This is a genomic window from Streptomyces sp. NPDC086835 (genome assembly GCF_044745705.1).
In the GTDB taxonomy this organism is placed as follows: Bacteria; Actinomycetota; Actinomycetes; order Streptomycetales; family Streptomycetaceae; genus Streptomyces.
This window is the reverse complement of sequence record NZ_JBIVAU010000002.1, coordinates 25,874-46,786: the sequence shown is the minus strand read 5'-3', so window position 1 is coordinate 46,786 and position 20,913 is coordinate 25,874. Positions and strand designations below refer to the sequence as shown.

Genomic DNA, 20,913 nt, shown 5'->3' with positions numbered 1-20,913 from the left:
CTTGGCCCTGGCCCTGGCCCTGACCTGACTCCGTCCGCTCCTGGCCCGCCCCGCAGCCCCTCCGGCCGGCGTCAGGCGCGGCTGAGCTCCGCCGCGCCGAAGGACACGTCGAACCGGTCGCACCAGATGGTCACGCTGCTGTAGCGGGCCGGGTCGATGTCGGCGGGCAGGGCGTAGTTCTGGTCGCCCTTGTTGCCCTTGAGCTTGCCGAGGCTCACATAGGCCCCGTCGTCGAAGACGTGCCAGCCGGCCCGGCCTTCCTTGACCGGCGCGTCGGTCAACCAGACATGCAGGTCGGGGCCGTTGCTCGTGTCCAGGTTCTCCAGCCGGACGGTGTGGGAGCCGTCGGGCAGCCGGAGCAGCCGCACGGTGCCGGACGTCTCGTGCTCGTGGCTGATCAGCTCACCGGACGCCAGCTTCGCGGGCCCTGCCGGTGTCGACGGCGACGCAGACGCCGACGGCCCGCTCGGCGCGGCGGACGGCGACTCGGCGGCCCCGCCCGACGGCGCGGCGCCGACCGACGTCCCCGGCAGCGCCTCCTGCACCGTCTCGTCCTGCCAGATCTTCCACGGCTGGAACCAGTACAGCCCCACGACGGCCGCCACCACGACCACGACCACCACCGCTACACCGGCCGGCCTGCTGAGTACCGAGCGCATGCGTCCCATCCCCGCCTCCTAGAACAGCTTTTACAGGCTTCTCATTCAACGAGATCCCGCACTGCCACGGCGCCGGGAAGTTATGACGGTTCCCTTACGCCACCGCCACGCACCGGCGCGTACTGCCGGCAGCTCTGCCGTTCGGCCGCTCTGCCGGCCGTCCGCTCTGCCGTGCTCGCGCTCTGCCCTCGCCGGAGCCGCGCCACGTCGCGAGGCGTGCCCGGGCGGGCGCTCCGGCGACTGGCATCATCGGCATCCAGCCGACCACTGGAGTTCGCCGCCATGCCACTGCCGCGCATCGGAGTCGTCATCGTGACCATGGGCACGCGACCGCGTGAACTGGACGCACTGATCGCATCGGTGGGCGGACAGGACGTCTCCGCGACGCGGATCGTGCTGGTCGGCAACGCGACTTCGCTCACCGATGTCTCGGCCGAGGTGACCAAGATCCCGCTGGAGGAGAACCTGGGCTGCCCCGGCGGGCGGAACGTCGGGCTGCGGGCCCTGCTCGAGTCGGGGGACGTGGACGTCATCGTCGAACTCGACGACGACGGGCTGCTCATCACCGACGACGTCTTCCGCAAGGTGCAGCAGCTGTACGCGGCGGATCCGGCGCTCGGGATCGTGTCCTTCCGGGTCGCCGACGAGCTCGGCGAGACGCAGCGACGGCACGTGCCACGTCTGCGGGCCGGTGACCCCATGCGGCGCGGGCCGGTGACCGCCTTCCTCGGAGGTGGCCACGCCCTGTCGGCGCCGATGCTCGCCGAGATCGGCACGTGGCCGGAGCACTTCTTCTTCTGCCACGAGGAGACCGACCTCGCCTGGCGAGCCCTGGACGCGGGGTGGAAGATCCTCTACGAACCCGACCTCGTGCTGCAGCACCCCAGGACCTCCCCGGCCAGGCACGCGGTGTACCACCGCTTCACGGCCCGCAACCGGGTCTGGCTCGCCAGGCGCCGGCTCCCCCTCCCCCTGGTGCCGGTCTACCTGGGCGTGTGGATCCTGATCAACTTGGTACGCACCCGTTCCGTTTCCGGGCTGAGCGCCTGGGGTGCCGGGCTGCTGGAGGGCGTGCGCACACCGTGCGGCGGTCGCCGGCCGATGAAGTGGCGCACGGTGTGGCGCATGACCCGACTCGGCCGGCCTCCGGTCATCTAGCCCGCCCCCCGGCCGCCCAGCAGCCTCCGGTCGTCCGGCCTGCGGCCGCGCGCGTCCGGGGAGGGTCCCGCGGGGGGAGCCGCTACGGCCGCCGCCATCCCGGGTCGCGGCCGGTCATGGCCAGCAGGCGATCGAGGTCCGACGCCCCGGCTCCGCCGTCGGGCAGGGGGAACTCCTCGCCGAAGGCGCCCATCTTGCGGCCGGTGGGGGCGAGCTCGGCGCAGGACCGGAGCGCTTCGGCGACGACGACCGGGTCGGGCGTGTACTTCTGCCCGGTGGCGCGGGCGAGGTCCCAGGCGTGCACGGCGAGGTCGTCGAGGGCCATCCGGCCGACGGTGCCGGCCGGCAGCCCCATCGCACCCGACGTGCCCTCCTCGGCGCCGGGCTCCGCCCATGCCTTCACCAGGGCGGCCGTCTCCTTCTCGAAGGCGCCACGCCAGTCGCCGTGTCCGACGTAGTCCGGTGCGACGGAGAAGTCCGCTTCCTTCTTCGCCGCCAGGGCCTGGAAGTTGACCATGACCTGGAACAGGTGGTTCGCGAGGCCGCGCACGTCGTACTCGGCACACGGGGTGGGGTGGTCGAGCTGTTCGTCGGTGATGCCGCACACCACCGGGACGGAGCGCTCTGCGGCCGCTGCGAGCAGTTCACTGAGGGGTTTCGTCATGGCCTCACGGTAGGCACCGTCACCATGGCCGCGTATTGAAGAAACGCGACACCCGGCATGAGGAAACCGACACCCGGCGGTCCTAGGATCGGAGGATGACCGGTCCGCGACGCGACACGAGAGGCATCGTGGAGGCCCGCGAACTCTTCGCGCGGGTCCGTTTCCGGCGACGTGAGCCCGCCCCCGCCCTGCGCCCGTATCTCGAGCACTACTGGCTGATCGACTGGGACCTGACCGAGCCGTACGCCTCCCATGTGGTTCCCCACCCGTCGGTCAACGTGGTCTTCCAGCGGTACGACGAGGAGCCCGCCCACGCCGAGGTCGCCGGCATCGGGTTGGAGCTGTTCACACACAAGCTGGCCGGGCGGGGCCGGGTCTGCGGGGTGCAGTTCCGGCCCGGTGGCTTCCGGCCGTTCGCGCCGGACCGGCCGGTGTCGGACTGGACGGGGCAACGGCTGCCGATCGGTGGCGTACTGCTGCCGGGGCGGGACGAGGAGACGCTGCGCACCGCCGCGCACGCCGTCGTGGAGCCGGATGACGAGGACGCCAGGGTGGCGGCGCTGGACACCTTCCTGCTCGGCCTCGACCCGAGGCCGGATCCCCGGGCGGCACTCGCCATGGAGCTCGTCGAGCGGGTCCGTACCGACCGTTCCGTGCGGCGCGTGTCCCAACTCGCCGACGCGGCGGGCCTGTCGGCCCGGTCCCTGCAGCGTCTCTTCGCCGGCTGGGTGGGCGTGGGGCCCAAGTGGGTCATCCTGCGCTACCGCATCCACGAGGCACTGGAGCGCGCCGAGCAGGCCGAAGAACAGACCGGCGGACCAGCCGGTGCGGCGGCCGGGCGACCGGCCGGCGGTGTCGACTGGGCCGCGCTCGCCGACGACCTGGGATACAGCGACCAGGCGCATCTCGTAAGGGACTTCACGGCGACGGTCGGCGTCCCCCCGTCGGCGTACACAAGGGCAGCGCGGTAGCCGCACGGCCGGGCCGCTGTCGTACCCGGGCCCTACAGTGCGGACATGGACGGCAAAGCGATCCCGGTACGAATCGAGCCCTGGTCCGAGGACGACCTCGATCTGCTCCGCGCGGCGAACGCCCCCGAGCTGATGGACCACCTCGGCGGCCCGGAGACGGAGGAGCAGTTGCTCAACCGCCACCAGCGGTACGTCGACCTGAGCGCCGACCGCACCGGGCGCGGCCGGATGTTCCGCATAGTCCTGGAGACCGGCGGGCGGGGCGGCGGCGAGGCCGCGGGCACGGTCGGTTTCTGGGAGCAGACCTGGGAGGACGAGCAGGTCTACGAGACGGGCTGGAGCGTGCTGCCCGCGTTCCAGGGCCTCGGGATCGCGACGGCGGGGACGCTGGCGGTCGTGGAAGCGGCGCGGGCCGAGCGGAAGCACCGGTTCCTGCACGCCTTCCCGTCCGTCTCCAACGGCCCGTCGAACGCGGTGTGCAGGAAGGCGGGCTTCTCCCTCGTCGGCGAGTGCGACTTCGAGTACCCGCCGGGCAATCTGCTGCGCAGCAACGACTGGTGCCTCGACCTGGGGCCGACGGGCGCGTGAGCCGGGCGTGGCCGGTCAGGCGCGGCCGGGGAAAGCGCTGGCCGCTCCGCCGCGGCCTTTGACATGCTGGGCGCTGTGAACGGACCGGAGATCACCATCGACGTCGCCCCCGAGCTGCGTCTTTTCGTCCCGTCGGACTACCGCCGGGGCCGTACGGCCCTCACCACCGACGGCTCGTCGACGCTCGGCCATGTCGTGGAGTCCCTGGGCGTGCCGCTCACCGAGGCGGGCCGGCTGATGGTCGACGGCCGCCAGGTGCCCACCTCACACATCCCGGGCGCGGGAGAGCACGTCGAGGTGCTCGGCGTGGACCGCCCGCAGCAGGTGCCCGGCGCACCGCTCCGCTTCCTCCTCGACGTCCACCTCGGCACGCTGGCCCGGCGGCTCCGGCTGCTCGGCGTCGACGCGGCGTACGAGAACGAGGACATCGGCGACCCGGCCCTCGCGACGCTCTCCGCCAAGGAGCGGCGGGTGCTGCTCTCGCGCGACCGGGGGCTGCTGCGCCGCCGCGAGATCTGGGCCGGTGCGTATGTGTACAGCGACCGGCCCGATGACCAACTGCGGGACGTGCTCCAGCGTTTTGCTCCCTCGCTCGCGCCGTGGACGCGCTGCACGGCCTGCAACGGCCCGCTGAAGGAGGCCGACAAGGACTCCGTCCAGGAACAGCTTCAGCACGGCACTCAGCGCACGTACGACGTCTTCGCCCAGTGCACGGCCTGCGGCCGGGTGTACTGGCGCGGCGCCCACCACGCCCGCCTCGAGGCGATCGTCACGGACGCGCTGCGCACGTCGGGCGCGTAGGACCGACCGGTTTCGAAGGAGGACCGGCCGGCTTCAGGGCCGCCCCTGCGCCGCCGGCTGTGTTCCTGTCCCCGCCTCCGACACCATGTCGGCGCCCGCTTCCGCCCCTGCTTCCGTCCGCTTCGGCGGTGTCGCTTCCGTGCGCGGCTCCGTGAGATAGCGCTGCACGGTCGGGGCGAGCCAGCTGACGACCTCGTCGCGGGTCATCTCCACGGCGGGCGGGAACCGCAGCACGTACCGGGCCATCGCCATGCCGAGTATCTGGGAGGCGATGAGCGCCGCGCGCCGGGGAGCCTCCGCGGGATCGGGGCACAGAGCCAGGGCGACCGGGCCCAACTGGTCACGGAAGATCGCGCGGGCGCGCTCCGCGGCCGCCTCGTTCGTGACGGCCGCGCGCAGCAGCGCCGTCAGGACCTCGTCCTGTTCCCAGCGGTCGAGAAAGTGCGTGACGAGAACCGCTCCCGCATGCCGGGCGGGGAGCGCGCCCAGCTCAGGCAGCCGCAGGTCGAACTCGGAGGCGGCCGCGAAGAGTCCCTCCTTGTTGCCGTAGTAGCGCATCACCATCGAGGGATCGATCCCCGCGTCACGGGCGATCGCGCGGATCGTCGCCCGCTCGTACCCGTCGGCGGCGAAACGTTCGCGGGCGGCTTCGAGGATCGCGGCCCTCGTCGCGTCCGACCGGCGGGGTGCGCCGGGTGCTTCCGTCGTCATGCCAACAAATGTAGGCCAACAAGTGTTGACAAGCCAGTGGCAGCGTTCTTAAAGTTGCCAACAAGCGTTGACCAACACCTGTTGACCCACAGACGTCGACCCCCGAGCGTTGACCATCGGCGCAGCCCTTCGGGCGCCCGGACCAGGAGGCAGCCATGACCGGCAGGCCCAGCACCGGAAGCACGGACAATCACCGCACCACGCCACGGACCACTCCCGTCACCGAGTCCGCTCCACTCCGCCCCGGCGCCGGGTTCGACACCGATGTACTGGTCGTAGGGGCGGGACCGACCGGGATGCTGCTCGCCGGCGACCTGGCCGCCGCGGGCGTCAGCGTCACACTCCTCGAGCGCCGCCCCCACGAGAGAAGCAACATCACCCGTGCCTTCGGCGTGCACGCACGCACCCTGGAGCTGCTCGACGCCCGTGGTCTCGCCGACGAGCTGGTGCGCCACGGCACCCCGATCACCGGCCTCAGGCTGTTCCGGCGCCTGTCCCTCGACCTGTCCCGGCTGCCCTCCCGCTTCCCGTTCCTCCTCATCACCCCGCAGTACGAGGTGGAGAAGCTGCTGGAGCGCCGCGCCCTGGCCGCCGGCGTCGACTTCCGGTACGGGACAAAGCTCACGGGCCTGGAGCTCTCCGACTCCTCCGTCACCGCGCGGGCGACGGACGCGACCGGCACGCGGACCCTTCGCGCGCGCTACGTGGTCGGTACCGACGGCGTGCGCAGCGCCGTGCGCGACGCCATCGGCCTGCCCTTCCCCGGCGTTTCGGTGATCAGGTCCATCGTGCTCGCCGATGTGAAGCTCACCGAAGAGCCCGCCGACCTCCTCACGGTCAACGGCGTGGGTGACGCGTTCGCCTTCATCGCCCCCTTCGGCGACGGCTGGTACCGCGTCATGGGTTGGAACCGCGGCCGTCAGGTGGCCGACGACGAGCCCGTCGGCCTCGACGAGGTCCGCGACATCGCCCGTCGCGCCCTCGGGACCGACTTCGGAATGCACGACGCCCGCTGGATCTCCCGCTTCCACAGCGACGAACGCCAGGCGCCGTCCTACCGCAAGGGCCGCGTCTTCCTCGCCGGTGACGCCGCGCACGTCCACTCCCCCGCCGGCGGCCAGGGCATGAACACCGGTCTCCAGGACGCGGCGAACCTCTCCTGGAAGCTCGCCTCCGTCGTCCTGGGCCGTGCCCCCGACCCCGAAGTCCTGCTCGACAGCTACGAGTCGGAGCGCCACCCGGTCGGCGCGGCGGTGCTGCGCAGCAGCGGCGCCATCGTGCGCCTCGCCATGGCCCGCACCCCGTTCCGGCGCGCGGCACGCTCACTGGCCGCTGCCTTCCTGAGCGCCGTCCGCCCCGCCTCCGCCAAGGCGATGGGCATGATCTCCGGCATCGGCATCTCCTACGGCGCACCTCGCGGCTCCCACCGCCTCACCGGACGGCGCGCACCCGACCTGCGGCTCGCCGAGGGCCGGCTCTACGAACTGCTCCGCGAGGGCGAGTTCGTCCTGGTGGGCCCTCCCGGCAGCGAGCCCGACGTCCCGCCCGCCCCCGGCCGCGTCATACGGGCCCACTGGACGACGGACCGGCGCACCGCGCTCCTCGTCCGCCCCGACGGCTACATCGCCTGGGCGTCGGGAGCCGGCACACCGCGGTGACCCCGGCAGGCCCGGCCGTCAGAAGATGTACGGGTCCCCGGTGGCAGGGACCAGCACCCGGTGCTCGTCGTTCTCCGGGTTCCGGTCGCTCGCCCCGCCGTTCCACGCGGTGGCGACGTGCAGCACGACCTCGTGCGGGCTGCCCACAGTGCCCAGCTCCAGGCCGACGGTCCGGCCCGGTCCGTCCGCGGGCAGGGTGCCCGTCGCGCACAGCAACTCCCGCTCGGCAGCCCGCAGGCACCCGCGGGGCAGCTTCGGCGTACCGGCCGGCGGCACGGACAGGATGAGCCGCACGGTCACCCCGGCGAGGTCGGAGGGACCGTGGTTCATCGTCGTCACAGAGATCGCGATCCGTCCGCCGGTCAGCGAGACCCGTCCGTGGTGCGCCACGTCGGCCTCCGGCGCGATGCCCGCGACGTTCCCGCCGTCCACACCCCGGCCGCCGATACCGCCATCGTCACCGCCCCCACCGTCGACGCCCGCACTCGCCGCCCCCGCGCCGATCAGCAGCAGTACGGCCGCGGCCCCCGCCGACAGGGCCCTTCGCATCGCATACATGAGCCAGAAGATACCTATTGCCCGAAAATACAGGTGATTGCCCGTGAACTCCGGCGCGTCCTGCCGATTTATTCTGGCGGCGTCGCGATCACCATCGATCACACGCGCGAGGAGCTACGACATGAGCACCGCTGGGACACCCGTCGCCGTCGTCACCGGGGCCAGTAGTGGCATCGGTGCGGCCACCGGGCGCCAACTGGCCGCCGCCGGCTATCACGTGGTCCTCACCGCCCGCCGCAAGGACCGCATCGAGGCGCTCGCCGCCGAGCTCACCGCCGCCGGCCACCAGGCCACCGCCTACGCCCTCGACGTCACTGACCGCCCCGCCGTCGACTCCTTCGCCGCCACCCTCGAGCGTTGCGACGTCCTGGTGAACAACGCGGGCGGCGCCCTGGGCGCCGACCCGGTCGCCACCGGCGATCCGGCCGACTGGCGGCACATGTTCGAGGTCAACGTCATCGGCACGCTCAACCTCACCCAGGCCCTGCTTCCGGCGCTCACCGCGAGCGGCGACGGCACGGTCGTGATCCTCTCGTCCACCGCGGGCCTCAGCACCTACGAGGGCGGCGGCGGTTATGTCGCCGCCAAGCACGGCGAGCACGTCCTCGCCGAGACCCTCCGGCTGGAGATCGTCGGCACCCCGGTCCGGGTGATCGAGGTCGCCCCGGGCATGGTCAGGACGGAGGAGTTCGCGACCACCCGCTTCCGCGGCGACACCGACAAGGCCGCCAAGGTCTACGCGGGTGTGGCGGAGCCGCTCACCGCCGACGACGTGGCGGACACCATCACCTGGGCCGTCACCCGCCCGCCGCACGTCAACATCGACCTCCTGGTCGTCAGGCCCCGCGCCCAGGCGTCCAACTCGAAGGTGCACAGGGAGCTGTGATGACCGACGGCCCGGCCATCACCCGGCTGACCCCGGCCGCGCTGCCCGCCGCTGCCCCCGATCTCGCCGCGCTGCTTCTCGACGCGGTGGACGACGGCGCCTCCGTGGGCTTCACCTCGTCCCTCACCTCCGCACAGGCCGAGGCCTGGTGGCACTCCCTCGCCCCCGACCTCGCCGACGAACGCGTGGTCCTCTGGGCCGCTCACGACGGCGGCCGGCTCATAGGCACCGTCCAGCTCAGACTCGAGACGTCTCCCAACGGCCGGCACCGCGCCGAGATAGCCAAGCTCCTGGTCCACCGCGCGGCCCGTGGGCGCGGCAGCGCCCGCCGTCTCCTCGCCACGGCCGAGGCCTTCGCCGGCGCGTCCGGCCGCACCCTGCTGATGCTGGACACCCAGACCGGCAGCGCGGCGGAGCGCCTCTACCGCACCTCGGGCTGGTCGGTCCTCGGCACGCTCCCCGACTACGCCGCCGACCCTTCCGGCACGCTGCGCCCGACGACGTTCTTCCACAAGTCCCTGCCGGTGGCGAGCGGCTGAGACATGCGGCGGGCCCCGGACCGATCCGGTCCGGGGCCCGCCGGGAAGGCATCGGGCCTGAGGCCCTCAGCCCTTCACACAGACGACCTGCTTCAGCTTGGCGACGACCTCGACCAGGTCCCGCTGCTGGTCGATGACCTTCTCGATCGGCTTGTACGCGCCCGGGATCTCGTCCACGACGCCGGAGTCCTTACGGCACTCGACGCCCCGCGTCTGCTCCTCCAGGTCACGCGCGGAGAAGCGCCGCTTCGCCGCGTTCCGGCTCATCTTGCGGCCGGCGCCGTGCGAGGCCGAGTTGAAGGACGCCTCGTTGCCGAGGCCCTTCACGATGTACGAGCCGGTGCCCATCGAGCCGGGGATGATCCCGAAGTCACCGCTGCCGGCCCGGATCGCGCCCTTGCGCGTGACCAGCAGGTCCATGCCCGCGTACCGCTCCTCGGCCACGTAGTTGTGGTGGCAGCTGATCTCCTGCTCGAAGCTGACCTTGGCCTTACGGAACTCCTTGCGGATCACTTCCTTGAGGAGCCCCATCATGACCGCGCGGTTGTACTTCGCGTACTCCTGCGCCCAGAAGAGGTCGTTTCGGTAGGCCGCCATCTGCGGGGTGTCGGAGACGAACACCGCCAGGTCGCGGTCGACCAGCCCCTGGTTGTGGGGAAGCTTCTGCGCCTCACCGATGTGGTGTTCCGCGAGCTCCTTGCCGATGTTCCGCGAACCGGAGTGCAGCATGAGCCATACGGCACCGGACGTGTCGACGCACACCTCGACGAAGTGGTTGCCGCCGCCCAGCGTCCCCATCTGCTTGGTGGCCCGCTCCCGGCGGAACTTCACCGCGTCGGCCACGGTGTCGAACCGGTCCCAGAGTCCGTCCCAGCCGCCGGCCTGGAGGCCGTACACCCTGCCGGGGTCGACCATCTCGTCGTGCATCCCGCGCCCCACCGGGATGGCCTGCTCGATCCGGGTACGGAGCCGCGAGAGGTCACCCGGCAGGTCGTTGGCCGTCAGCGAGGTCCGCACCGCCGACATACCGCAGCCGATGTCCACACCGACAGCGGCCGGGCAGACCGCACCGTGCATCGCGATCACCGAGCCCACGGTGGCGCCCTTGCCGTAGTGGACGTCCGGCATCACGGCGAGGCCCTTGATCCACGGCAGCGTGGCCACGTTCCGCAGCTGCTGCAACGCGACGTCCTCGACCGTCGAAGGGTCGGTCCACATGCGGATCGGGACCTTGGCGCCCGGCATCTCCACGTACGACATATTTACTCGATTCCCCCGGAACGGCGTGAAACGCAAATGACGTGACCAATGACAGCGAAAGACTCGACAGACCGGCGACCACGGCAGCGTGTGCGATAGACATTGTGTCCATCGGCCTCCGAACGGCGGCAACCAGTTTTCGCCGTGAGAGCGGCGCGGAGCACAGACAGAAGGGAGCCCGGGCGTGCAACGAAAGGCGTACGTGCCCGGCGTGGCGGCGCTTCTCGCGGCGCTCGTGACCGGCTGCACCGCCGGCGACGGCACCGAAGGCTCCGACCTCGACGCCAAGGTCAACGGGGCCAAAGCCTCCGCGGCGCCCCCCGGCAGGTACCGCACGCTTCTCGAGCCGTGCGGGTCCGTCGAGCGTTCCACGCTGAAGGACCTGCTGCCGGGCACCGTGACGCTGCCCGAGGAGCAGCAGCAGAAGGTCTTGCGCGGCACCGCCGCCGTCACCTACGACACGGACCGCCGGGTCGGGTGCAGTTGGAAGGGCGACGCCCCGGACGCCTCCCACCAGCTGCGGGTGGAATTCGAACGTGTCGTCTCCTACGACCCGGCCGTCAGCGACGACGACCGCGCGCAGGAGGTCTTCGAGAAGAAGCAGGGTTCCGCTTCCGTCCCGATCGCGCCCCCGACGGACGAGCCGGAGACGGACAGTGCCTCGCCGTCGGCCACCCAGAGCCCCACGGCCGGGAGTTCGAGCGGCGCCGGCCCGCGTGCCGGAGCATCCACGGACACGGCGGCCGGGGCCTCCACGTCCGCCGGTACGTCCTCCTCAGCTCCCGCTCTCGAGGGTCTCGAGCCCCGGGCGCTCGAAGGGCTCGGTGACGCGGCGTTCCTGGACGATGTGCTCGGCCGCGCCGGTTCCACGGTTCAGCGCCGCACGGTGAGCGTGGTGTTCCGCACATCCAATGTGATCGTCACCGTCGTCTACGGCGAGCAGCCGGCCGTGACCGGAGGAGTGCCCGACAGCAAGGAACTGCAGGAAAAGGCGCAGAGTCTGGCCCGGAAGCTGGCGGAGCAGTTCGACGAGTGAGCGGCCTCGCGGCCCGGGTTCTCCCGTTCGCGCGTTCAACGGTCCGGCCCACAGCTGTGTCGCGTCCGCGTACGGTGGCCTCGCCGGTCCGTCCGGCGGCCGGCCCGACGGACCGACCGCCTCACCGACCGGTTGCCTGACCGATCGACCGAGTACCTGACCGACCGAGTACCTGACCGACTGAAGGAACCATGCACCGTTCAGCCCCGCGACTCACCCGCATACTCGCCTGCGCCGCCGTCCCGGTGATGCTCGTCGTCGCAGGCTGCTCCTCGGACTCCGACAGCGCCCCCAAGGACTCCGCTTCTTCCTCCGCCGCCCCCGAGGCCAAGAAGTCCCCGACCGTCGCTCCCGCCAGGTTCGGCAAGCTGCCGAGTCCGTGCGACTCGATCGCGGAGAAGACGATCGAGGACCTGGTGCCCGGCACCAAGTCCAAGAACGGCACGGCCGGCAAGTCGTCGGACATCGCGCGGCGCGGCAGCTGTTCCTGGAACGGCCTGGACGACAACGGCGTGAAGGGCTCGCAGTACCGCTGGCTCGATGTCTCGTTCCTGCGCTACGACTCCGACGCCTCGCTCGCCGTGAGCGGCGAGCAGCGCGCCGTGGAGTCGTACGCCAAGGAGATCGCGAAGGCCAAGGGCACCGAGGGCGCGAAGGACGTCAAGACCTCGCCGGCCCCGGGTGTGGGCGACGAGGCGACGACGGTCAACTACACGCTGCGCAAGACCGACGAGGACTTCACCTACGCCACCATCGTGGCCCGCACCGAGAACGGTGTGGTGACGCTCACGTACAACGGCACGGGTTACGCGGGCGCGAAGAACCCCTCCGCCGCCGACCTGACGAAGGCCGCCCTCAAGGCCGCCAAGGAGGCAGTGGCCTCGGTCGCCACGGCCAACAAGTAGTACACAAGTACGTAACGCCTGGAGCCCGGAGGACCGGACTCCGGTGGCATGTGCCAGGCTGTGCCCGCCGGTTCAGGATCCGCGCACGGGCCTGTGCGGAAAGCCGGTCCAGGAATTGGGGAGGGGTCGCGGGTGGCCGCGATGCAGCTGACACGCACGCACCGAATACTCATCGGGGTCGTCGTCGCGGGCGCGTTGATCATCGCCGCGATCGGTTTCGCCGGGTCGTACGCCGCCGTGCGCGAGCTCGCGGAGCAGAAGGGCTTCGGCGACTTCTCCCTGGTCTTCCCCATCGGCATCGACGCCGGCATCTGTGTGCTGCTGGCGCTCGACCTGCTGCTGACGTGGATGCGGATTCCTTTCCCGCTGCTGCGCCAGACGGCCTGGCTGCTGACCTTCGCGACGATCGCGTTCAACGGCGCGGCGGCGTGGCCGGATCCGCTCGGTGTCGGCATGCACGCCGTCATCCCGATCCTGTTCGTCGTGGCCGTCGAGGCGGCCAGGCACGCGGTGGGCCGGATCGCGGACATCACGGCCGACAAGCACATGGAGGGCGTGCGGCTCACCCGCTGGCTGCTCTCCCCCGTCCCGACGTTCAAGCTGTGGCGGCGGATGAAGCTGTGGGAGCTGCGCAGCTACGAGCAGGTGATCAAGCTCGAGCAGGACCGGCTGATCTACCAGGCCCGCCTTCAGGCACGTTTCGGCCGGGCGTGGCGGCGCAAGGCCCCGATCGAGGCGCTGATGCCGCTGCGGCTGGCGAAGTTCGGCGTGCCGCTGGCGCAGACCGCCCCGGCGGGCCTGGCGGCCGCGGGTATCGAGCCGGTGCTGCTGCCCCCTGCGCCGGTGGCGCAGACCTCGGCGCAGCCGGAGCTGCCGGTGGGCGGCGAGGCGGAGCCGCCGTCCCGGCGTGAGCCGGACCGTGCGGTCGCGGCCCGGCGTGACGAGCCGGCCTCAAAGGTCCCCGCCGAGGAGGCGTACGAGGGTCCGGGCTCCCACGAGAGCCCGTGGTTCGCGGCCCCGCAGGTTCCGCAGGACGCGTACGAGCGCGCGTACAACCCGACGTACGTGGAAGGCCTGGAGCCCCACCCGGTGCCGGTGCCCGCGGGCCCCGGCCGCACCCGCCCGCTCGGCTCGGGGCCGTCCCCCGACTCGCAGGCGCAGGACGGGCCGTACGAGCAGCAGGGGCCCTACGCCCCGCAGCAGCAGGCCGTGCCCTACCAGCAGCCGTACGCCCGGCAGGAGCCGGCGGAGCCCTACGCGGACGGGGGCGTCGAGGGGCCTTACGACGAGCCCGCGTCCGAGCCCGCCCCCGATTACACGGCCGAGGACAAGGAGTTCGCGGAGCTCGCGTACCCGGTGTTCAGGACGTACGTCAAAGAGAACAACGACTGGCCGAAGGCCGACCACCTCGACATACTGCTCGCCGACCGCCACGGCGTGAACCACCCGCGCAGCGGGGCGCTCCTGCGCCGCCTGATGCCCGAGTTCAAGAACCGTCACCAGGCCGACCTGGAGGCCGAGCACATCGCGTGACGGGGCGGGCCCCCACGTCACCCGCTTCCTGGCGCCCTCCGCGTCACGCCCGCTTCTTGGCGGTCTCCGCCACGAGCGCGAGCGCCACTCCCGCCACGGCGACGGCGATGTAGCCGGCCGCCGGGATCTCCCACCATGTGTGGAGCATGCCCCAGGGCTTGTCGCCGAAGGTGAGGCCGGCCCAGCCCAGTACGCCCTGGACGCCGGTGACCCAGCCGATGATCGCCGCGATTTCCTTCATGCCTCCACCGTCTCCCGGTGCCGTGGCCGCTTCGTCGTGCGCACGGCGGATCCCGGGGTAGGCCGAAGGGTGCACAGACGCCGCAGGGCCCTCACCCCTCACGGGGCGAGGGCCCTGCGGGGCACGGTCGTCAGGCGGCCAGCAGCTTGCGGACCCGGTCCGCACCCACCGCGAGCAGCAGCGTGGGCAGACGCGGTCCGGTCTCGCGGCTGACGAGCAGGCGGTACAGCAGGGCGAAGAACGAGCGCTGGGCGATCTTCAGCTCCGGCGTGGGCTTGGCGTCCGGCTCCAGACCGGCCATCACCTTCGGCACGCCGTAGACGAGCGTGGTCAGGCCGTCCAGGGACCAGTGCGTGTCCAGACCCTCCAGCAGCAGCCGCAGCGACTCACGGCCCTCGTCGTCCAGGGAGGCGAGCAGCTCGGTGTCGGGCTCGGCGCGGACCACGGTGCGCTGGTCGGCCGGGACCTGGGTGGTGATCCAGTTCTCGGCGCGGTCGAGCCGCGGCCGTGCCTCGTCGAGCGAGGAGAGCGGGTTCGCCGGGTCGAGGTCGCTGAGGATGCGCAGGGTCTGCTCGTCGTGGCCGCCGGTGATGTCGACGACGGAGGCGAGCGTGCGGTAGGGCAGCGGACGCGGGGTGCGCGGCAGCTCACCGGCGGCGGTGCGGACGGCCCGCGAGTACGCGGCGGCGTCGGCCGGCAGCGCGCTGCCGTCCTCGACCTTCGCGGCGAGCTTGTCCCACTCGTCGTAGAGCCGCTGGATCTCCTGGTCGAAGGCGATCTTGAAGGACTGGTTGGGCCGGCGGCGGGCGTACAGCCAGCGCAGCAGCGGCGCCTCCATGATCTTCAGCGCGTCGGCCGGGGTCGGCACGCCGCCGCGCGACGACGACATCTTGGCCATGCCGCTGATGCCGACGAAGGCGTACATGGGGCCGATCGGCTGGACGCCGTCGAAGATCTCGCGGACGATCTGCCCGCCGACGACGAAGGACGAGCCCGGGGAGGAGTGGTCGACGCCGCTCGGCTCGAAGATCACTCCTTCGTATGCCCAGCGCATCGGCCAGTCGACCTTCCAGACGAGCTTGCCGCGGTTGAACTCGCTCAGCCGGACGGTCTCGCTGAAGGTGCAGGCGGTGCAGGTGTACGCCAGCTCCGTGGTCCCGTCGTCGTACGAGGTGACCGTGGTCAGGTCCTTGCCGCACTGCCCGCAGTAGGGCTTGTACGGGTAGTACCCGCCGGCGCCGCCGCTGCCGTCGTCCTCCGCGGCCGCGCCTGAGCCCTCCGCGGCCTCGAGCTCGGCCTCGTCGACCGGCTTCTGCGACTTCTTCGCGGGGGCCTTCTTGGTGCGGTACTGGTCGAGGATCGCGTCGATGTCGCCGCGGTGCCTCATCGCGTGCAGGATCTGCTCGCGGTAGGCGCCCGACGTGTACTGCTCGGTCTGGCTGATCCCGTCGTACTCGACGCCCAGCTCGTCCAGGGCGGCGGTCATCGCGGCCTTGAAGTGCTCGGCCCAGTTCGGGTGGGCCGAGCCGGCGGGCGCGGGAACCGAGGTGAGCGGCTTGCCGATGTGCTCCGCCCAGGACTCGTCGATGCCCTCGACCCCGGCCGGCACCTTGCGGTAGCGGTCGTAGTCGTCCCAGGAGATCAGATGGCGGACCTCGTGGCCGCGCCGCCGGATCTCGTCGGCGACCAGGTGCGGGGTCATGACCTCGCGGAGGTTGCCCAGGTGGATGGGGCCGGAGGGGGACAGTCCGGACGCGACGACGACCGGTTTGCCAGGCGCACGTCGCTCCGACTCGGCGATGACCTCGTCCGCGAAACGGGAGACCCAGTCGGTCTCGGTGCTGCTCTGAGCCACGGTCGGCACGTCCTTCTTTCTCGAAGCTTCTCGAAGCTGGCTGAAGCTGGGGCGGAGCTGGGCGGAGCCAGAGCTCCCAGCCATTCTCCCAGACGGAGCCGATCGCTCCGGGCCCTGCGGGGCGCGGCTCATTGTTCCGGGAAACCGCTTGTGTCTCCATGGGATACTTGACAACCGCAACAGACCTTCTCCTATCGGAACGGAAGCTCATGGCCTCGGTCCCTTCCCTCGCCTCGAATGTGCAGCAGCGCCTCGCGGACGCCCTCACGGCAGCCCTGCCGGAGGCCGGTGCCGCCGACCCCCTGCTGCGACGAAGCGACCGGGCCGACTTCCAGGCCAACGGCATCCTGGCGCTGGCCAAGAAGCTGGGGGGCAATCCCCGCGAGCTGGCGGCCGAGGTCGTGGACGCCATCGGCCCGAACGACGTCCTCGGGGACATCGAGGTCTCCGGCCCCGGCTTCCTGAACATCACGATCACCGACGAGGCCATCACGCGGACGCTGGCCGCGCGTGCGGCCGACGACCGTCTCGGCGTGCCTTTCGCCGCGGAGCCCGGCACCACGGTGATCGACTACGCGCAGCCCAACGTGGCCAAGGAGATGCACGTCGGGCATCTGCGGTCCGCCGTGATCGGCGACGCGATGGTGCAGATCCTGGAGTTCACCGGCGAGAAGGTGGTCCGTCGCCACCACATCGGCGACTGGGGCACCCAGTTCGGCATGCTCATCCAGTACCTGATCGAGCACCCGCACGAGCTGGACCACAGGGACGGCGTCTCCGGTGAGGAGGCGATGTCCAACCTGAACCGCCTCTACAAGGCCTCGCGCACCCTGTTCGACTCCGACGAGGAGTTCAAGGACCGGGCCAGGCGCCGGGTGGTGGACCTCCAGGCCGGCGACGAGGAGACCCTTTCGCTGTGGCAGAAGTTCGTCGACGAGTCGAAGATCTACTTCTACTCGGTCTTCGAGAAGCTCGACATGGAGATCCGGGACCCCGACATCGTCGGTGAGTCCGGGTACAACGACATGCTCGACGAGACCTGCCGCATCCTCGAGGAGTCCGGCGTCGCCGTGCGCTCCGAGGGCGCGCTGTGCGTGTTCTTCGACGACGTGAAGGGCCCCGACGGCAATCCGGTCCCGCTGATCGTGAAGAAGTCCAACGGCGGCTACGGCTACGCCGCCACGGACCTCTCCGCGATCCGCGACCGGGTGCAGAACCTCGGCGCGGACACCCTCGTGTACGTCGTGGACGCCCGCCAGTCCCTGCACTTCAAGATGGTCTTCGAGACCGCCCGCCGGGCCGGCTGGCTGAACGACAAGGTCAAGGCGGTCCAGCTGGCCTTCGGCACCGTGCTGGGCAAGGACGGCAAGCCGTTCAAGACCCGTGAGGGCGAGACGGTGCGTCTGGTGGACCTGCTGGACGAGGCGATCGACCGTGCGACGGCGGTGGTGCGCGAGAAGGCCGAGAAGGTGGGCCTGAGCGAGCAGGAGATCGTCGAGAACGGCCGGTACGTGGGCGTCGGCGCGGTGAAGTACGCCGACCTGTCGACGTCCGCGGTGCGCGACTACAAGTTCGACCTGGACCAGATGGTGTCGCTGAACGGCGACACGTCCGTGTACCTCCAGTACGCGTACGCCCGTATCCAGTCGATCAAGCGCAAGGCGGGCGACCGCAGCCCGGTCGCGCACCCGGAGCTCGCGCTCGCCCCGGCGGAGCGCGCGCTCGGTCTGCACCTGGACCAGTTCGGTGAGGTGCTGGCCGAGGTGGCGTCCTCGTACGAGCCGCACAAGCTGGCCGCGTACCTGTACCAGCTGGCCTCGCACCTGACGACGTTCTACGACCAGTGCCACGTGCTGAGCGCGGACAACCCGGCGGAGGTCGTGGAGAACCGCCTCTTCCTCGTCGACCTGACCGGGCGCACGCTGCACCAGGGCATGGCGCTGCTGGGCATCCGGACGCCCGAGCGCCTCTGATCACACGGTCTTACCCACTGGCCGGACGAGTCAGCGAGCCACCCACTCGCCCTTGTCCGGCCAGTAGTCGTACATGGGGCGGCCTTCCGCGGCGCTGGTACGGAACGGCCTGCCGCCGTCGTCGACGCGGACGGTCCCGCTCCGGTCGCCGCTGCTCCAGGCGACCTCCAGGTACCAGCTGACGTCGTGCGCCTCGGTGTGCACGTCGAAGTTGAGAACCTGCGGATCGTTCGACGCCACCTTGTACGGGAAGTCCTTGGCGGGCACGGTCAGGTCCCCGTCCGTTCCCGCGACGGGTTTCACGACGGGGCGGCCCGCGTCGAGGTCGATGTCGAAGGTCTGCGGGGTGACGCCGCTGCCGCACCCCTCGCCCATCGAGTACGCGTTCCAGGCCAGTGCCGCGCCCCGCGCCACGGTCCGCACGTGCACGGCGTTGATGACGACCGAGTCCTCGGTCCTGCCTGTGGCGGTCAGCTGGAGCTGCATACGGCCGGCGTCCACGCCGCCGAGCGCGCGGGCCCAGCCTCGGTAGTCCTGCGGGGGAGGTGGCGGAGGGACGCTGGCCGACTTCCCGTCGAGCACGTAGTACTGCCCGCACGGCGAGGCCCAGTTGTACGAACTGACGCCCACGCGCAGCGGCACACCGCCGGTCCCGGCCGGTGCCTTGCCGTCCCGGGACGGCTCTGCGGACCCGGTCGCGCCGGCGGGGGAGTTGCTCGCGTCCGGGCTGTCGCTCGGTGAGGCACTCGTCGAGGGCGAGGCGGAGCCGGTGGCGGAGGCGGAGGCGGAACGGGACGCGGCGGCCCGCGTCGGTTCGACGGATTGGGCAGGCCCCTCGGCCGTGGTGCCCGTGTCGCCGGAGTCACCGGTATTGCTCGCGACGACTGCCACGGGGACGGCGAGCGCGACGACGACGGCTGCGGCAAGGGCCACGAGGAGGGCCTTGCGCCGGGCGCCCTCGACGGTGCCGGGCCGCGGGCCGCCCTCGACGGTGTCGCCGGTGGCCGGCGGCAGAGCGGGCTCGTCCGCGGCAGGGGCGGAGGCTGCCGGGGACCCGGACGCCTCGGCCGAGACGCCGGCCCTCGCACCCTCGGCCGTGACGTCGGCCCTCGCACCCTCGTCCGTGACGTCGGTCCCGGCACCCGTTTCCTCGTCGGCCGCGACCGGCACGGCGGGCGAACTCGCCGTCTCCACTCCGGCGCGTCCACGCCGGCGGGCCTCGTCCGCGAGGATCCACCGCCTGTGCAGATCGACCAACTCCTCGCGCTGCGCACCGCACAGCCGCGCGAGCCGGTCGACGGAGGCGAACTCGGCCGGAACAGCGTCGCCGTTGCAGTAGCGGTGCAGCGTCGACGTGCTGACGTGCAGCTTGGCGGCCAGCACTCCGTAGCTGAGTCCGGAGCGGTCCTTCAACTGCCGCAGCACGGTCGCGAGCTGCTCGGCCTCCGGCGTCGTCGCCACTGCTGTTCTCCCCCACGTCATGCCGGTGCCACGTCCCGGAACGCCGTTCCGGGCAAGGGCTTTCCACCCAGGTCAGAGTACGCGCAGGCATTCCGGCATCCCCAATGGTCCGGCGGGCGTTGCGGCCGGAATCCGCCCCTCGCCAACCTGTGATCACGCCGCAAGGCATGGACCGAGAACGACCTTATGAACGGGGAGAACCACCACCATGCGCACCAACCTGATCCGCACCACGGCCGTCGCCGCCACCGCCCTGATCGCGGCCCTCTCGCTCACCGCCTGCCAGAGCGACGCCGGTGCCCGGGACGAGGGCACGGCCCTCTCCACGAGTGCTCCCGCCACACAGAAGCCGACCCCGGACCCGACCGCGGCCCCGGCCAGGTCCGCGAGTCCGGCCGGTGACAAGCCGGCAGGCAACGACAAGGGGAACAGCGGAGACAGCACCGGCACCACGGGCTCCGCCGGCGGTGCCGCCGCAGGCTCCGGTGGCGGATCCGAAGACCCGGGCCCGGTCATGACCGCCTGCGGCGCGGACGTGAAGGTCACCTACAGCACGGTGCGCCGGCCCATCAACCACGCGCTGCTCACCATGACCAACACGGGCTCCGAGCCGTGCAACGCGTACCACGCGCCGCTGCTCCGCTTCGACGACGCGCAGGCCGCCACGGCCGTCGACCAGGACAGCAGGCCGCAGGCCGTCGTCACCATCGCCCCGGGCGAGTCCGCCTACGCCTCGATCATGCTGGCGGCGGCGGACGGCAGCGGGAACGACGGTCACACGGCCGCCAGGCTCGCCGTGAGCTTCGCCCCGCGCAGCGGCTCCGGCTCGACCGACGCCGCCCCCGCCGTGATCCGCCTGCCGGCCGACACGTACACCGACACCACCACGACGGTCAGTCACTGGCAGAGCTCGATGGACGACGCCCTCATGTACTGATCGGTGCGGGTGATCGGGGGCTCCGGGACGGCCGGGGCCCCCGATCACCGTCTCCCGCTCACCTCAGGAGCTGGTGGGACTGCCTTCCTGATGCCTGGTCGATCTCCGTGTGCGCCTTCTGCAGGAGCTGGGAAGCGAGGTCCATCAGCGCACGGGCGCCTGCGATCTCCTCACCGACGAGCAGTTGCGGCTGGTCGGAGTGGTGCCTGTTGGCGTTTCCGTGTCCGCGGTACTCCGTCCCGTCACCGAGCCTCACCATGGCGGCCGCCCTGGTCCGGTCGCCGTCCTCCTTGAACTCCATCTCGATGTGCCATCCGACGAGTGTCTGCATGACGGTTCACCTCCAGCGGTACCCCTTCAAGGGTGCGCCGCACGGTCCCTGAACGCGAGCGCGCGCCCAGGGCGGCGGCCGATCGCGCACGCCGTGCGGTTCCTGCCGGTGGGACCGGCCCCCGGCGCGAGGTGCACCTGACGACACCCGCGGTACGGGGGTGCGTCGGCTGCCCGCGGCGACGCCGT

The 20,913-nt window shown here is 71.4% G+C and carries 20 protein-coding genes and 1 pseudogene; 12 read left to right on the top strand and 9 right to left on the bottom strand.

The genetic code is table 11. The features are described 5' to 3' along the window. Positions 1-71: 71 nt before the first annotated feature. Entirely contained in the window at positions 72-668 is a 597-nt protein-coding gene (locus ACIPJI_RS06275; protein ID WP_356624370.1) for a DM13 domain-containing protein, read from the bottom strand. Positions 669-941: 273 nt separating this feature from the next. Between ACIPJI_RS06275 and ACIPJI_RS06270 the strand changes: the two genes are divergently transcribed. Beyond that, complete coding sequence (locus ACIPJI_RS06270) at positions 942-1,817, top strand: glycosyltransferase family 2 protein (protein ID WP_356624372.1); 876 nt, start codon at positions 942-944, stop codon at positions 1,815-1,817. An 82-nt stretch (positions 1,818-1,899) separates the two neighbouring features. Here ACIPJI_RS06270 and ACIPJI_RS06265 read toward each other — a convergent pair whose 3' ends face one another. Then, positions 1,900-2,481 carry a TIGR03086 family metal-binding protein gene (locus ACIPJI_RS06265; protein WP_402244807.1) on the bottom strand — a complete coding sequence of 194 codons (582 nt, stop codon included), beginning with the start codon at positions 2,479-2,481 and terminating at the stop codon, positions 1,900-1,902. A gap of 95 nt (positions 2,482-2,576) precedes the next feature. Here ACIPJI_RS06265 and ACIPJI_RS06260 point away from each other — a divergent pair, with 95 nt between their 5' ends. The 3 genes from ACIPJI_RS06260 (at position 2,577) to ACIPJI_RS06250 (ending at position 4,841) form a co-directional block, all read left to right on the top strand. Continuing rightward, positions 2,577-3,452, top strand: coding sequence for a helix-turn-helix domain-containing protein (locus tag ACIPJI_RS06260; RefSeq protein ID WP_356624377.1), 876 nt, complete (start codon positions 2,577-2,579; stop codon positions 3,450-3,452). Positions 3,453-3,497: 45 nt separating this feature from the next. Then, positions 3,498-4,040, top strand: coding sequence for a GNAT family N-acetyltransferase (locus ACIPJI_RS06255; protein ID WP_356624378.1), 543 nt, complete (start codon positions 3,498-3,500; stop codon positions 4,038-4,040). A 75-nt stretch (positions 4,041-4,115) separates the two neighbouring features. Beyond that, complete coding sequence (locus ACIPJI_RS06250; protein ID WP_356624379.1) at positions 4,116-4,841, top strand: Mut7-C RNAse domain-containing protein; 726 nt, start codon at positions 4,116-4,118, stop codon at positions 4,839-4,841. A gap of 150 nt (positions 4,842-4,991) precedes the next feature. Here the strand turns inward: ACIPJI_RS06250 and ACIPJI_RS06245 are convergent. Further along, positions 4,992-5,552: pseudogene (locus tag ACIPJI_RS06245) on the bottom strand (TetR family transcriptional regulator); the annotation flags it as partial. A gap of 155 nt (positions 5,553-5,707) precedes the next feature. Here ACIPJI_RS06245 and ACIPJI_RS06240 point away from each other — a divergent pair. Then, positions 5,708-7,210 carry an FAD-dependent monooxygenase gene (locus ACIPJI_RS06240; RefSeq protein WP_402244805.1) on the top strand — a complete coding sequence of 501 codons (1,503 nt, stop codon included), beginning with the start codon at positions 5,708-5,710 and terminating at the stop codon, positions 7,208-7,210. Between the two features lie 18 nt (positions 7,211-7,228). Here ACIPJI_RS06240 and ACIPJI_RS06235 read toward each other — a convergent pair whose 3' ends face one another. Further along, the gene (locus ACIPJI_RS06235) at positions 7,229-7,768 is read right to left on the bottom strand and encodes a hypothetical protein (protein ID WP_402244803.1); all 540 of its coding nucleotides are present in this window, start codon (positions 7,766-7,768) and stop codon (positions 7,229-7,231) included. Between the two features lie 121 nt (positions 7,769-7,889). Between ACIPJI_RS06235 and ACIPJI_RS06230 the strand changes: the two genes are divergently transcribed. Together ACIPJI_RS06230 and ACIPJI_RS06225 are read left to right on the top strand one after the other, a co-directional pair. After that, entirely contained in the window at positions 7,890-8,654 is a 765-nt protein-coding gene (locus ACIPJI_RS06230; protein WP_307707697.1) for an SDR family oxidoreductase, read from the top strand. Continuing rightward, the gene (locus tag ACIPJI_RS06225; protein WP_356624385.1) at positions 8,654-9,193 is read left to right on the top strand and encodes a GNAT family N-acetyltransferase; all 540 of its coding nucleotides are present in this window, start codon (positions 8,654-8,656) and stop codon (positions 9,191-9,193) included. The genes ACIPJI_RS06230 and ACIPJI_RS06225 overlap by 1 nt, the downstream gene beginning before the upstream one ends. Before the next feature lie 66 nt (positions 9,194-9,259). Here the strand turns inward: ACIPJI_RS06225 and ACIPJI_RS06220 are convergent, their stop codons facing one another. After that, positions 9,260-10,453, bottom strand: coding sequence for an RtcB family protein (locus tag ACIPJI_RS06220; RefSeq protein WP_356624386.1), 1,194 nt, complete (start codon positions 10,451-10,453; stop codon positions 9,260-9,262). A gap of 184 nt (positions 10,454-10,637) precedes the next feature. On the opposite strand from ACIPJI_RS06220, the gene ACIPJI_RS06215 reads away from it, so the two are divergent. The 3 genes from ACIPJI_RS06215 (at position 10,638) to ACIPJI_RS06205 (ending at position 13,927) form a co-directional block, all read left to right on the top strand. Further along, on the top strand, positions 10,638-11,489 hold the full coding sequence (locus ACIPJI_RS06215) for a DUF3558 domain-containing protein (RefSeq protein WP_356624387.1): 852 nt from the start codon (positions 10,638-10,640) through the stop codon (positions 11,487-11,489). A 191-nt stretch (positions 11,490-11,680) separates the two neighbouring features. Next, positions 11,681-12,394 (top strand): DUF3558 domain-containing protein, encoded by a 714-nt coding sequence (locus ACIPJI_RS06210; RefSeq protein ID WP_356624389.1) that lies wholly within the window; start codon positions 11,681-11,683, stop codon positions 12,392-12,394. Positions 12,395-12,526: 132 nt separating this feature from the next. Beyond that, positions 12,527-13,927 (top strand): DUF2637 domain-containing protein, encoded by a 1,401-nt coding sequence (locus ACIPJI_RS06205; protein ID WP_402244800.1) that lies wholly within the window; start codon positions 12,527-12,529, stop codon positions 13,925-13,927. Between the two features lie 43 nt (positions 13,928-13,970). Here the strand turns inward: ACIPJI_RS06205 and ACIPJI_RS06200 are convergent, their stop codons facing one another. Together ACIPJI_RS06200 and lysS are read right to left on the bottom strand one after the other, a co-directional pair. Further along, complete coding sequence (locus ACIPJI_RS06200; protein WP_356624392.1) at positions 13,971-14,168, bottom strand: hypothetical protein; 198 nt, start codon at positions 14,166-14,168, stop codon at positions 13,971-13,973. 130 nt (positions 14,169-14,298) lie between these two features. Continuing rightward, positions 14,299-16,032: a lysine--tRNA ligase gene (gene lysS, locus ACIPJI_RS06195; protein ID WP_356624394.1), complete on the bottom strand. Its 1,734-nt coding sequence runs from the start codon at positions 16,030-16,032 to the stop codon at positions 14,299-14,301. 200 nt (positions 16,033-16,232) lie between these two features. Between lysS and argS the strand changes: the two genes are divergently transcribed. Beyond that, positions 16,233-17,996 (top strand): arginine--tRNA ligase, encoded by a 1,764-nt coding sequence (gene argS, locus ACIPJI_RS06190; RefSeq protein ID WP_402244798.1) that lies wholly within the window; start codon positions 16,233-16,235, stop codon positions 17,994-17,996. A gap of 30 nt (positions 17,997-18,026) precedes the next feature. On the opposite strand, the gene ACIPJI_RS06185 is transcribed toward argS, so the two are convergent. Then, on the bottom strand, positions 18,027-19,457 hold the full coding sequence (locus tag ACIPJI_RS06185; protein WP_402244796.1) for a helix-turn-helix domain-containing protein: 1,431 nt from the start codon (positions 19,455-19,457) through the stop codon (positions 18,027-18,029). A gap of 208 nt (positions 19,458-19,665) precedes the next feature. Between ACIPJI_RS06185 and ACIPJI_RS06180 the strand changes: the two genes are divergently transcribed. After that, positions 19,666-20,394 (top strand): DUF4232 domain-containing protein, encoded by a 729-nt coding sequence (locus tag ACIPJI_RS06180; RefSeq protein WP_402244794.1) that lies wholly within the window; start codon positions 19,666-19,668, stop codon positions 20,392-20,394. Between the two features lie 58 nt (positions 20,395-20,452). On the opposite strand, the gene ACIPJI_RS06175 is transcribed toward ACIPJI_RS06180, so the two are convergent. Continuing rightward, positions 20,453-20,725, bottom strand: coding sequence for a DUF1876 domain-containing protein (locus ACIPJI_RS06175; RefSeq protein WP_159688898.1), 273 nt, complete (start codon positions 20,723-20,725; stop codon positions 20,453-20,455). Positions 20,726-20,913: the final 188 nt, after the last annotated feature.

What these genes read in the sequence shown, in the direction of transcription:
- ACIPJI_RS06275 (WP_356624370.1), bottom strand. Translation starts at nt 668, where the DNA reads ATGGGACGCATGCGCTCGGTACTCAGCAGGCCGGCCGGTGTAGCGGTG.
- ACIPJI_RS06265 (WP_402244807.1), bottom strand. Translation starts at nt 2,481, where the DNA reads ATGACGAAACCCCTCAGTGAACTGCTCGCAGCGGCCGCAGAGCGCTCC.
- ACIPJI_RS06175 (WP_159688898.1), bottom strand. Translation starts at nt 20,725, where the DNA reads ATGCAGACACTCGTCGGATGGCACATCGAGATGGAGTTCAAGGAGGAC.
- ACIPJI_RS06235 (WP_402244803.1), bottom strand. Translation starts at nt 7,768, where the DNA reads ATGTATGCGATGCGAAGGGCCCTGTCGGCGGGGGCCGCGGCCGTACTG.
- ACIPJI_RS06255 (WP_356624378.1), top strand. Translation starts at nt 3,498, where the DNA reads ATGGACGGCAAAGCGATCCCGGTACGAATCGAGCCCTGGTCCGAGGAC.
- ACIPJI_RS06270 (WP_356624372.1), top strand. Translation starts at nt 942, where the DNA reads ATGCCACTGCCGCGCATCGGAGTCGTCATCGTGACCATGGGCACGCGA.
- ACIPJI_RS06230 (WP_307707697.1), top strand. Translation starts at nt 7,890, where the DNA reads ATGAGCACCGCTGGGACACCCGTCGCCGTCGTCACCGGGGCCAGTAGT.
- ACIPJI_RS06200 (WP_356624392.1), bottom strand. Translation starts at nt 14,168, where the DNA reads ATGAAGGAAATCGCGGCGATCATCGGCTGGGTCACCGGCGTCCAGGGC.
- ACIPJI_RS06220 (WP_356624386.1), bottom strand. Translation starts at nt 10,453, where the DNA reads ATGTCGTACGTGGAGATGCCGGGCGCCAAGGTCCCGATCCGCATGTGG.
- ACIPJI_RS06260 (WP_356624377.1), top strand. Translation starts at nt 2,577, where the DNA reads ATGACCGGTCCGCGACGCGACACGAGAGGCATCGTGGAGGCCCGCGAA.
- ACIPJI_RS06180 (WP_402244794.1), top strand. Translation starts at nt 19,666, where the DNA reads ATGCGCACCAACCTGATCCGCACCACGGCCGTCGCCGCCACCGCCCTG.
- ACIPJI_RS06225 (WP_356624385.1), top strand. Translation starts at nt 8,654, where the DNA reads ATGACCGACGGCCCGGCCATCACCCGGCTGACCCCGGCCGCGCTGCCC.
- argS (WP_402244798.1), top strand. Translation starts at nt 16,233, where the DNA reads ATGGCCTCGGTCCCTTCCCTCGCCTCGAATGTGCAGCAGCGCCTCGCG.
- ACIPJI_RS06240 (WP_402244805.1), top strand. Translation starts at nt 5,708, where the DNA reads ATGACCGGCAGGCCCAGCACCGGAAGCACGGACAATCACCGCACCACG.
- ACIPJI_RS06210 (WP_356624389.1), top strand. Translation starts at nt 11,681, where the DNA reads ATGCACCGTTCAGCCCCGCGACTCACCCGCATACTCGCCTGCGCCGCC.